Origin of the sequence: Enterobacter sp. 296B2, assembly GCF_034106185.1 — a bacterium.
GTDB lineage: Bacteria > Pseudomonadota > Gammaproteobacteria > Enterobacterales > Enterobacteriaceae > Enterobacter > Enterobacter cloacae_N.
The window spans coordinates 36091-47767 of record NZ_JAWNCA010000016.1 but is presented as its reverse complement, the minus strand read 5'-3'; the positions used below and the strand labels follow the sequence as shown (position 1 = coordinate 47767).

Below are 11677 nucleotides of genomic sequence, written 5' to 3'. Positions count from 1 at the left end.
TGTAACATGGCAGAAAAACAAACCGCGAAAAGGAATCGTCGCGAAGAAATACTTCAATCTCTGGCTCTGATGCTTGAATCCAGCGATGGCAGTCAACGCATCACCACCGCTAAACTGGCCGCCTCTGTGGGCGTGTCTGAAGCGGCGCTGTATCGTCATTTCCCCAGCAAAACAAAAATGTTCGACAGCCTGATCGAGTTTATTGAAGACAGTCTGATCACACGCATTAACCTGATTTTGAAAGACGAAAAAGACACCACCGCGCGTCTGCGTCTGATTGTGCTGTTAATTCTGGGCTTTGGGGAACGCAATCCGGGTTTAACCCGTATCCTGACCGGCCACGCGCTGATGTTTGAGCAGGACAGGCTGCAGGGCCGCATCAATCAGCTTTTTGAGCGTATTGAAGCACAGCTGCGCCAGGTGCTACGCGAGAAGAAAATGCGTGAAGGCGAAGGATACAATACGGATGAGACATTGCTGGCAAGCCAGATCCTGGCGTTTTGTGAAGGCATGCTCTCCCGCTTTGTGCGCAGTGAATTCAAATACCGACCAACGGACGATTTTGACGCCCGCTGGCCGTTAGTAGCAGCACAACTGCAGTAGCGCCGCAGCGCCCGGTAAGCGTAGCGCCGCCGGGCAATTCAATTACACGCCAAACTCTTCGCGATACGCCCGCACCGCCGCCAGGTGATCCGCCATCTCTGGCTTCTCTTCCAGATACGCAATCAGGTCTTTCAGGGTGATGATAGAGGTCACTTTGCAGCTGTAATCACGCTCTACTTCCTGGATAGCAGAGATATCGCCGCGACCACGCTCCTGACGATCCAGAGAAATAAGCACGCCAGCCAGCGTCGCACCGTTGGCCTGGATAATCTCCATAGATTCACGGATCGCAGTGCCTGCGGTGATCACGTCGTCCACCAGCATCACGCGGCCCTGCAGCGCGCTGCCTACAAGATTACCGCCTTCACCGTGGGTTTTGGCCTCTTTGCGGTTAAAGCAGTACGGCACGTCGCGGTCGTGATGTTCCGCCAGCGCGACTGCTGTGGTGGTCGCAATTGGAATGCCTTTGTAGGCCGGGCCAAACAGCAAGTCAAAATCAATCCCGGAATCCACCAGCGCTTCGGCATAGAAACGGCCTAACAGGGCCAGATCGCGCCCGGTATTAAACAGCCCGGCGTTGAAGAAATAGGGGCTCTTACGCCCGGATTTCAGCGTAAATTCGCCAAACTTAAGTACCTGTTTATTAATAGCAAACTCAATAAACTGGCGCTGATACGATTTCATGGATTCGCTCCTTTAGTTTTTCTGTCTTACAGGCAAAAAAAAGGCGACTCACTGGTCGCCTTTAAAATCAATTTTCTAACGCCGCTTTTTGCGTCGTTACAATGGATTCGATTCCCCCTCGGGCCAACGCCAGCAGGGAGAGAAGTTCTTCATGGGTGAACGGCTCGCCTTCCGCCGTGCCCTGCACCTCAATGATGCGGCCATCTTCGGTCATCACCACGTTCATGTCGGTCTCGGCGGCGGAATCTTCAACGTATTCCAGATCGCAAAGCGCTTCGCCGTTAACGATCCCCACGGAAACCGCCGCGACCATCCCTTTCATTGGGTTGGTTTTCAGCTTACCGGCTGCAACCAGCTTGTTCAGGGCATCCGCCAGCGCTACGCAGGCACCGGTAATGGACGCGGTACGCGTGCCGCCATCTGCCTGAATTACGTCGCAGTCCAGCGTAATAGTGAATTCACCGAGAGTTTTCAGGTCAACGGCAGCGCGCAGCGAACGTGCGATCAGACGCTGAATCTCCATGGTACGGCCGCCCTGCTTACCCTTTGCCGCTTCACGGGCATTACGGGTGTGCGTTGCGCGTGGCAGCATGCCGTATTCGGCGGTGATCCAGCCCTGACCCTGGCCTTTCAGGAAGCGCGGAACCCCTTCTTCGATGGACGCGGTGCACAGCACTTTGGTGTCACCAAACTCAACCAGCACGGAGCCTTCAGCGTGTTTTGTATAGTTACGGGTCAGGGTGACGGGACGCACCTGATTGGCGCTACGACCTGATGGACGCATGATGGATTCTCCGGCTTGAAACGAATGTGGCTGCGCATTATACGGATAAAGGAAGCTTATTCCTATCCTGAGAAGCCCCCGAAAGCTATAATCCCCCCATCTCTCCTTTAAAAACGGGAATGTCTATGATCCGCAGTATGACCGCCTACGCCCGGCGTGAAATCAAGGGTAGCTGGGGTAGCGCTACCTGGGAAATGCGTTCGGTAAACCAGCGCTATCTGGAAACATATTTCCGTATGCCGGAACAGTTCCGCAGCCTTGAACCTGTGGTGCGCGAGCGTATCCGTACGCGTCTGACCCGCGGGAAAGTAGAATGCAACCTGCGCTTTGAGCCAGATGCAAGCGCGCAGGGCGAACTGATCCTCAACGAAAAGCTGGCGAAACAGCTCGTGAATGCGGCGAACTGGGTCAAAATGCAGAGCGATGAAGGCGAAATCAACCCGGTTGATATTCTGCGCTGGCCTGGGGTCATGGCCGCCGGTGAGCAGGATCTGGATGCCATTGCCGCTGAAATTTTGGCAGCCCTCGACGGCACGCTGGACGATTTTATCGTTGCCCGAGAAACCGAAGGCCAGGCGCTAAAAGCGATGATTGAGCAGCGTCTTGAAGGCGTGAGCACCGAAGTGGCCAAAGTCCGCACCCACATGCCAGAAGTGCTGCAATGGCAGCGCGAACGACTTGTCGCCAAGCTGGAAGAAGCGGAAGTTCAGCTGGAAAACACCCGTCTGGAACAAGAGCTGGTGCTGATGGCGCAGCGCGTTGACGTGGCCGAAGAGCTGGATCGTCTGGAAGCGCACGTGAAAGAGACCTACAACATACTGAAGAAGAAGGAAGCTGTAGGCCGCCGTCTGGACTTTATGATGCAGGAGTTCAACCGCGAGTCGAATACTCTGGCTTCTAAGTCTATCAATGCTGAAGTGACCAACTCAGCGATTGAACTGAAGGTTCTGATTGAGCAGATGCGCGAGCAGATCCAGAATATTGAGTAATCCCTTTTTGGGTGGTATCGGCTGATGCCACCCATTATTATTTCTAATTCGAATTTTCACACCTTTTCCAATTCACCTGCCAATAATCAACCATATTCAGCATGTATTGATTAGATTTTATAGGTGAAATCCAATCGCCTTAGAAAATCTCAATCGTGATCTTGCGCACAAATCGCTAACCTTCCCGCGTTCACACCGGAGGGTATATGCTGCTTCACATTCTTTATCTCATTGGTATCACCGCAGAAGCCATGACTGGCGCTCTCGCCGCCGGGCGTCGCCGGATGGACACCTTCGGCGTGATCATTATTGCTACTGCAACCGCGCTGGGCGGCGGTTCCGTGCGCGATATCCTGCTTGGCCATTACCCGCTTGGCTGGGTGAAGCATCCTGAGTACGTGATTATCGTCGCAACGGCTGCCGTATTAACCACCATAGTGGCACCCGTTATGCCCCATCTGCGCCGCCTGTTCCTGGTGCTTGATGCGCTGGGGCTGATCGTTTTTTCAATCATCGGCGCGCAAATCGCGCTCGATATGGGGGAAGGTCCGGTTATCGCTACCATCGCGGCCGTGGTCACGGGGGTATTCGGCGGCGTGCTGCGCGATATGTTCTGCAAACGCATTCCTCTGGTCTTTCAAAAAGAGCTATATGCCGGCATCTCCTTCGCCGCAGCGGTGCTCTACATTGCCCTGCAGCATTACGTTTCAAACCACGATGTGGTGGTCATCTCCACGCTGCTGTTTGGCTTTACGGCCCGCATGCTGGCGCTGCGTCTGAAGCTCGGGCTGCCTGTGTTTCACTATAAGCACGGCGCTCACTAATCTCAGAACCCGTTGATGTGCTGTTCAGCGAGCCACTTCGCCAGCACATCTATCTCTGGCGCGTGCAGCCAGCTAACGATTTGCCGCGCCTTCTCCTCTCCCGTTCCCGGCAGGGTCTGCCATGACTTTGCGCTGCGCTCGCTCATCTTCTGCCAGGACACCTCCCCTGAAGCCTTCAGCGACGCCTGCGGTAACGGAACACCCAGAGCCATAATCCAGCGGATGAAAGGCTGCTCGCGCACCTGATTAAAGCGGTGCCAGAGCGCGAGTCCGCGCGCTGCGGAAAACCCCGGCGTCGACTGCAGCTGTTCCTGCGTTAATAGCAGCCATGAAAAGAGATGTTCAAAATGATGTGCCTGCCAGAGCATCCGCCAGCCTGACTCACCTAATCCTTCAATGTTGAATACCTGCTTTGAACTGAGCCACGTCAGCCGGGCAAAGAACTGTTCCATACACTCCGGCGAGGCATAAAGGCAGCTAAGGGAGTGATAACGCGAGGCCGGTGGTTCTGGTTTTTGTCTGTCCGTTCCTCGCCAGACCACCTTATCAAACCGGGGGATACCCTGCCCGGCCAGACTTACCTGAACCTGATCGCCCGGGGCAATATCCAGCCTCTGCCAGCGCCCAACCGAACCCAGGCTCACTCGCTGCACCTGTTTATCGTCCAGTTGGACAGGCTCCAGTGCCGCCACGACAGAAATTTTGCCCGTGCGCCCCACGGAAAAATGAATATTCCTGACCTCAGCGACCTGTGCCGCAGGCGAATATTTCCACGCGATGACCCAATTGCCTTCGCCTGGCAGCCAGTGCTCCCCTGAAGGAGACTCCGCAGACCGAACCACTATGCCATCCGTGGCAAAGGGTAATGCCGTGTTTTGCCAGGCCAAACGCTGTTTTTCAACAGCATCAACAGTCTGTACGGGCAGCGTATAGCGCGCCGTCAGGGAAAAACCTGCGCTGGACAGCTCATAAAGCCTGTTTTCCATTCCCTTCGGTCCATCCGGCCAGGCCCAGATAAATATTCCCGTCTGGTTCAGAAACGCGTTGTCCTTTTGTCGCATCATCGCGCCCGCCACTTTTGCACGTGCATTCATTCCGCCCATCTGCCGCTGGACGTGGTTTTCGCGTAGCCAGAAAAGCTCCCCCTGTAAGACGCTGTTTGCCAGCACGCCGGATACCTCCTTAGGCACGGACGGAATCAAACGCACGCGTGCCGTCCAGTCCTCGCCTTTTAGCCCATTACCACGGCTGATCGCCCGAGCTAGCTTTCCGTTTCGATACACAAGCGTCACCGCCACGCCGTCGACTTTTGGCTGCATCCAGAGATTTTTCCGGCCGTGCATCCACTGGCTCAACGCTTCTTTGCTGGCTGCTTTACGTACCCCCGTATGAGCAACAGGATGTTTTACGCTTCCGGTCAGCGCAGGAAGGGAGCTCTCAGCAAGATCGTTGCCAAAACAGTGTTGCCACTGGGTTAAACGTCCGTTGAGCTGGTCATACACTTCGTCACTGACCTCGCTCACCCCCTGCTTCCAGTAAGCCTCATCCCAGCGTTTAATTTGTGCGCTTAATGACGCAATCTCTTTTTCGGCTTTTGCCTGTGACCACACCGGACACACCGCCGCCCCGTAACCACACCACAACAACATTAACCCGCTTATCCATCGCCACATCGCTACCCCTCCTTTGCAATGCAGGAGGTATAACCTGCCGTGAGAAACGATGCTAATAGCAACCTTTCACGCTGCGAGGCGCTATCCAGCGTAAATTTTTATTGCTGCAAACCGCAGGTAAAACCTGAAAACGGTACGCAAAATTCAATAATCCAGGGGAAAAAGTGTGACAAAGGCTACGTCACACAGCGGCGACGTGTATAATAAGCCCGTATGTAGGACTTCTTCGCTAACACATACAAAAGACTCTCATGGCTCAAGGCACGCTTTATATTGTTTCTGCCCCTAGTGGCGCGGGTAAATCCAGCCTTATTCAGGCACTGTTAAAAACCCAACCGTTGTACGATACACAGGTTTCTGTTTCTCACACCACGCGAGCGCCGCGTCCGGGTGAAGTGCACGGTGAACACTATTTCTTTGTAGATCACGACGAGTTCAGAGCGATGATCGGCAGAGACGCGTTTCTTGAACACGCAGAAGTGTTTGGAAACTACTACGGCACCTCACGTGAAACCATTGAGCAGGTTCTGGCGACGGGCGTGAATGTGTTCCTCGACATCGACTGGCAGGGCGCACAGCAAATTCGTAAGAAAATGCCTGACTCGCGCAGTATCTTTATTTTACCGCCGTCGAAAGATGAGCTGGATCGCCGCCTGCGTGGCCGCGGTCAGGACAGCGAAGAAGTCATCGCAAAGCGTATGGAACAGGCAGTTGCAGAAATGAGCCATTACGCGGAATATGATTACCTTATTGTGAATGATGATTTTGATGCCGCGCTGAGCGATCTCAAAACCATTCTTCGCGCAGAACGACTGCGTATGAGCCGCCAGAAGCAGCGACATGACGCATTAATCACCAAACTGTTGGCAGACTGAACCCACTTTCAGTATCATGCCCAGTCATTTCTTCACCTGTGGAGCATTTTAAGTATGGCACGCGTAACTGTTCAGGACGCTGTAGAGAAAATTGGTAACCGTTTTGACCTGGTGCTGGTCGCCGCGCGTCGCGCTCGTCAGATGCAGGTAGGCGGTAAAGATCCGCTGGTACCGGAAGAAAACGATAAAACCACCGTTATTGCACTTCGCGAAATCGAAGAAGGTCTGATTAACAACCAGATCCTCGACGTACGTGAGCGCCAGGAGCAGCAAGAGCAGGAAGCCGCAGAACTGCAGGCCGTAACCGCCATTGCTGAAGGTCGTCGTTAATTAAACCTGCGGGTCGCCCTTGTATCTGTTTGAAAGCCTGAATCAACTGATTCAAACCTACCTGCCTGAAGACCAGATTAAGCGTCTTCAGCAGGCGTATCTCGTTGCACGTGACGCTCACGAGGGCCAGACACGTTCAAGCGGTGAACCTTACATCACGCACCCGGTTGCGGTAGCCTGTATTCTGGCCGAGATGAAACTCGACTACGAAACGCTGATGGCCGCCCTGCTGCACGACGTGATCGAAGATACCCCTGCCACCTACCAGGATATGGAACAGCTGTTTGGCAAAAGCGTTGCCGAGCTGGTGGAAGGGGTCTCTAAGCTTGATAAGCTGAAATTCCGCGACAAGAAAGAGGCGCAAGCCGAAAACTTCCGCAAGATGATTATGGCGATGGTGCAGGATATCCGCGTCATTCTCATCAAACTCGCTGACCGTACCCACAACATGCGCACGCTGGGCTCACTTCGCCCGGATAAACGTCGCCGCATTGCCCGTGAAACCCTCGAAATCTACAGTCCGCTGGCGCACCGTTTAGGTATTCACCATATCAAAACCGAGCTGGAAGAGCTGGGTTTTGAAGCGTTGTACCCGAACCGCTATCGCGTAATCAAAGAGGTGGTGAAAGCCGCCCGCGGTAACCGTAAAGAGATGATTCAAAAGATCCTCTCTGAAATTGAAGGGCGCTTACAGGAAGCGGGAATTCCGTGCCGCGTCAGCGGTCGCGAGAAACATCTGTACTCCATCTACTGCAAAATGGTGCTCAAAGAGCAGCGTTTTCATTCGATCATGGATATCTACGCGTTCCGCGTAATCGTCCACGATTCGGACACCTGCTATCGCGTGCTGGGGCAGATGCACAGCCTCTACAAACCGCGTCCGGGGCGCATGAAAGATTACATTGCCATTCCAAAAGCGAACGGCTATCAATCTCTGCATACCTCGATGATCGGTCCGCACGGCGTGCCTGTTGAAGTGCAGATCCGCACCGAAGACATGGACCAGATGGCAGAGATGGGTGTTGCCGCACACTGGGCGTACAAAGAGCACGGTGGCGAAAGCAGCACAACCGCACAAATCCGCGCCCAGCGCTGGATGCAGAGCCTGCTGGAGCTTCAGCAGAGTGCGGGTAGCTCGTTTGAATTTATCGAGAGCGTTAAATCCGATCTCTTCCCGGATGAGATTTACGTTTTCACCCCAGAAGGCCGCATTGTCGAACTTCCTGCGGGCGCAACGCCGGTCGACTTCGCCTACGCCGTGCATACCGATATCGGGCACGCCTGCGTCGGCGCGCGCGTCGACAGACAGCCTTACCCGCTGTCTCAGCCGCTCTCCAGCGGCCAGACGGTGGAAATTATTACCGCGCCGGGCGCACGTCCGAACGCTGCCTGGCTGAACTTTGTCGTGAGCTCCAAAGCGCGCGCAAAAATCCGTCAGCTGCTGAAAAACCTCAAGCGCGACGACTCCGTCAGCCTGGGGCGTCGTCTGCTCAACCACGCGTTAGGCGGCAGCCGCAAGCTGGCTGAGATCCCGCCGGAGCATATCCAGCGTGAACTCGACCGTATGAAGCTCACGTCTCTGGACGATCTGCTGGCGGAAATTGGTCTGGGCAACGCCATGAGCGTCGTGGTGGCGAAAAACCTGCAGCAGGGCGAAGCGACGCCTTCTGCTCCAGGCGCATCCGGCCATGCTCATCTGCCGATTAAAGGCGCGGACGGGGTGCTGATCACCTTCGCAAAATGCTGCCGCCCAATCCCTGGCGACCCGATTATCGCGCACGTCAGCCCGGGCAAAGGGCTGGTTATCCACCATGAATCCTGTCGTAACATTCGCGGCTACCAGAAAGAAGCCGAGAAGTTTATGGCGGTCGAGTGGGATAAAGAGACCGCGCAGGAATTTATCACCGAAATTAAGGTGGATATGTTCAATCACCAGGGTGCTCTGGCGAACCTGACGGCAGCAATCAACACGGCCTCGTCCAACATTCAGAGCCTGAATACGGAAGAAAAAGACGGCCGCGTGTACAGCGCCTTTATTCGTCTGACCGCTCGCGACCGCGTGCATCTGGCGAACATTATGCGCAAGATCCGCGTCATGCCGGACGTGATTAAAGTCACCCGAAACCGAAACTAGGTTTATGAATTCACAACGTTATGCCCGTATCTGCGAAATGCTCGCCAGGCGTCAGCCTGACCTGACGGTCTGCATGGAGCAGGTCCATAAACCACATAACGTTGCTGCTATCGTCCGTACCGCTGACGCCGTAGGCGTGCATGAAGTGCACGCCGTCTGGCCAGGCAACCGCATGCGCAACATGGTCTCCGCTGCCGCAGGCAGTAACAGCTGGGTCTCGGTCAAAAACCATCAAACCATTAGCGAAGCCGTATCGCACCTGAAAGGCCGCGGGATGCAGGTTCTTGCGACAAACCTCTCCGCTAAAGCCGTGGATTTCCGCGAGATCGACTATACCCGCCCGACCTGCATTTTGATGGGTCAGGAAAAAACAGGGATCTCCCGGGAAGCGCTGTATCTGGCGGATCGGGACATCATCATTCCGATGATCGGCATGGTCCAGTCCCTTAACGTCTCCGTAGCGTCCGCGCTCATTCTGTATGAAGCGCAGCGCCAGCGTCAGAACGCCGGGATGTACGAGCGCAGCAACAGCATGCTGCCGGAAGAGGAACAGCAGCGTCTGCTGTTTGAAGGTGGCTATCCGGTGCTGGCTCGCGTTGCGAAGCAGAAAAAATTGCCTTACCCCCACGTCAACGCGCAGGGCGAAATTGAAGCCGATGCCGAGTGGTGGGCCACCATGCAGTACGCCGGGTAACCGATGAAAGGCCGCCTGCTGGATGCTATCCCGCTCAACAGCCTGACGGGCGTGGGCGCGGCACAAAGCAATAAGCTGGCAAAAATTGGCCTGCATACCGTGCAGGATCTCCTGCTTCACCTCCCCCTGCGTTACGAAGACCGCACTCAACTCTACAAGATTGGCGATCTGCTTCCCGCCATTTACGCCACCGTTGAAGGCGAAGTTCTGAACTGCAACATCACTTTCGGCGGACGCCGGATGATGACCTGCCAGATCAGCGACGGCACCGGCATCCTCACCATGCGTTTCTTCAACTTCAGCGCGGCGATGAAAAACAGCCTGGCGACGGGCCGCAGGGTGCTGGCCTATGGCGAAGCTAAACGCGGGAAATACGGCGCAGAGATGATCCACCCGGAGTACCGCGTGCAGGGCGATCTCAGCACGCCGGAGCTGCAGGAGACGCTCACCCCGGTTTACCCGACGACGGAAGGCATCAAGCAGGCAACGCTGCGTAAGCTCACCGATCAGGCGCTTGAGCTGCTGGATACCTGCGCCATCACCGAGCTGCTGCCGCCAGAACTGGCTCAGGGGATGATGAGCCTGCCCGAGGCGCTGCGCACCCTGCACCGCCCGCCGCCAACGCTGCAGCTCAGCGATTTAGAAAGCGGCAAACATCCCGCCCAACGGCGTCTTATCCTTGAGGAATTACTGGCACATAACCTGAGCATGCTGGCGCTTCGCGCGGGCGCGCAGCGTTTCCACGCTCAGCCGTTAAGCCAGAATGATACGCTCAAAGATAAGCTGCTGGCCTCGCTGCCCTTTAAGCCCACCGGCGCGCAGGCGCGGGTCACCGCCGAGATCGAACGCGATATGGCGCTCGACGTGCCGATGATGCGCCTGGTACAGGGCGACGTCGGGTCCGGTAAAACGCTGGTTGCCGCCCTGGCCGCGTTACGCGCCATCGCCCACGGCAAGCAGGTCGCACTGATGGCGCCGACAGAGCTGCTGGCCGAGCAGCACGCCAACAATTTCCGCACATGGTTCGCGCCGCTCGGGATTGAAGTGGGCTGGCTTGCCGGGAAACAAAAAGGCAAAGCGCGTCTTGCGCAGCAGGAAGCCATCGCCAGCGGCCAGGTGCAGATGATTGTCGGCACGCACGCCATCTTCCAGGAGCAGGTGCAGTTTAACGGCCTTGCGCTGGTGATTATCGACGAGCAGCACCGCTTTGGCGTGCATCAGCGTCTGGCGCTGTGGGAAAAAGGGCTGCAGCAGGGCTTCCACCCGCATCAGCTGATCATGACTGCCACGCCGATCCCGCGCACCCTGGCGATGACCGCCTACGCCGATCTGGATACCTCCACCATCGACGAACTGCCGCCGGGCCGTACCCCGGTCACGACGGTCGCCATTCCTGACACGCGCCGCAGCGATATCATTGACCGCGTGCGCAACGCCTGCACCCACGAAGGGCGTCAGGCCTACTGGGTCTGTACTCTGATTGAAGAGTCTGAACTGCTGGAAGCGCAGGCCGCCGAAGCGACGTGGGAAGAACTCAAGCTGGCACTGCCCGAGCTGAACGTTGGCCTGGTTCACGGCCGCATGAAGCCTGCCGAGAAGCAGGCGGTGATGCAGTCCTTCAAACAGGGAGATCTGCATTTGCTGGTTGCGACGACGGTCATTGAAGTGGGCGTTGACGTACCCAACTCCAGCCTGATGATCATCGAAAACCCGGAGCGTCTGGGCCTTGCTCAGCTCCACCAGCTGCGCGGACGCGTTGGCCGTGGCGCGGTAGCGTCCCACTGCGTACTGCTCTACAAAGCCCCGCTCTCAAAAACAGCCCAGATGCGGTTGCAGGTGCTGCGCGACAGCAACGACGGTTTTGTGATTGCGCAAAAAGACCTGGAGATCCGCGGCCCGGGTGAACTGTTGGGCACGCGCCAGACGGGTAACGCAGAATTCAAAGTGGCGGATTTACTGCGCGATCAGGCCATGATCCCCGAAGTTCAGCGCCTGGCTCGCCATATTCATGAACGCTACCCCGAACAGGCGGCAGCGTTAATTGAACGCTGGATGCCGGAAACCGAACGCTATTCCAACGCCTGATC

At 56.1% G+C, this 11677-nt stretch carries 11 protein-coding genes; 8 read left to right on the top strand and 3 right to left on the bottom strand.

Annotated features, from left to right (window positions below; translation table 11 throughout):
* Positions 1–6: 6 nt before the first annotated feature.
* Entirely contained in the window at positions 7–603 is a 597-nt protein-coding gene (slmA, locus tag URZ40_RS13370; RefSeq protein ID WP_028015015.1) for a nucleoid occlusion factor SlmA, read from the top strand.
* Between the two features lie 42 nt (positions 604–645).
* On the opposite strand, the gene pyrE is transcribed toward slmA, so the two are convergent.
* Both pyrE and rph read right to left on the bottom strand, forming a co-directional pair.
* Entirely contained in the window at positions 646–1287 is a 642-nt protein-coding gene (pyrE, locus tag URZ40_RS13365) for an orotate phosphoribosyltransferase (protein WP_041911672.1), read from the bottom strand.
* 67 nt (positions 1288–1354) lie between these two features.
* Entirely contained in the window at positions 1355–2071 is a 717-nt protein-coding gene (gene rph / locus URZ40_RS13360) for a ribonuclease PH (protein ID WP_320720668.1), read from the bottom strand.
* Positions 2072–2196: 125 nt separating this feature from the next.
* Between rph and URZ40_RS13355 the strand changes: the two genes are divergently transcribed.
* Together URZ40_RS13355 and URZ40_RS13350 are read left to right on the top strand one after the other, a co-directional pair.
* The gene (locus tag URZ40_RS13355; protein ID WP_116342963.1) at positions 2197–3060 is read left to right on the top strand and encodes a YicC/YloC family endoribonuclease; all 864 of its coding nucleotides are present in this window, start codon (positions 2197–2199) and stop codon (positions 3058–3060) included.
* A gap of 206 nt (positions 3061–3266) precedes the next feature.
* A complete protein-coding gene (locus tag URZ40_RS13350) occupies positions 3267–3884 on the top strand; it encodes a trimeric intracellular cation channel family protein (protein WP_061096641.1) in 618 nt (205 codons plus the stop codon).
* A gap of 2 nt (positions 3885–3886) precedes the next feature.
* Here URZ40_RS13350 and ligB read toward each other — a convergent pair whose 3' ends face one another.
* Positions 3887–5557, bottom strand: coding sequence for an NAD-dependent DNA ligase LigB (ligB, locus tag URZ40_RS13345; protein ID WP_320720667.1), 1671 nt, complete (start codon positions 5555–5557; stop codon positions 3887–3889).
* Between the two features lie 251 nt (positions 5558–5808).
* On the opposite strand from ligB, the gene gmk reads away from it, so the two are divergent.
* The 5 genes from gmk to recG are packed head-to-tail and all read left to right on the top strand — an operon-like array spanning position 5809 to position 11675.
* Positions 5809–6432, top strand: coding sequence for a guanylate kinase (gene gmk, locus URZ40_RS13340; protein ID WP_010426438.1), 624 nt, complete (start codon positions 5809–5811; stop codon positions 6430–6432).
* Positions 6433–6486: 54 nt separating this feature from the next.
* Complete coding sequence (gene rpoZ, locus URZ40_RS13335) at positions 6487–6762, top strand: DNA-directed RNA polymerase subunit omega (protein ID WP_000135058.1); 276 nt, start codon at positions 6487–6489, stop codon at positions 6760–6762.
* A gap of 19 nt (positions 6763–6781) precedes the next feature.
* Positions 6782–8896 carry a bifunctional GTP diphosphokinase/guanosine-3',5'-bis pyrophosphate 3'-pyrophosphohydrolase gene (gene spoT / locus URZ40_RS13330; RefSeq protein WP_028015011.1) on the top strand — a complete coding sequence of 705 codons (2115 nt, stop codon included), beginning with the start codon at positions 6782–6784 and terminating at the stop codon, positions 8894–8896.
* A 4-nt stretch (positions 8897–8900) separates the two neighbouring features.
* Positions 8901–9590: a tRNA (guanosine(18)-2'-O)-methyltransferase TrmH gene (trmH, locus tag URZ40_RS13325; protein WP_320720666.1), complete on the top strand. Its 690-nt coding sequence runs from the start codon at positions 8901–8903 to the stop codon at positions 9588–9590.
* Positions 9591–9593: 3 nt separating this feature from the next.
* A complete protein-coding gene (gene recG / locus URZ40_RS13320; RefSeq protein ID WP_320720665.1) occupies positions 9594–11675 on the top strand; it encodes an ATP-dependent DNA helicase RecG in 2082 nt (693 codons plus the stop codon).
* Positions 11676–11677: the final 2 nt, after the last annotated feature.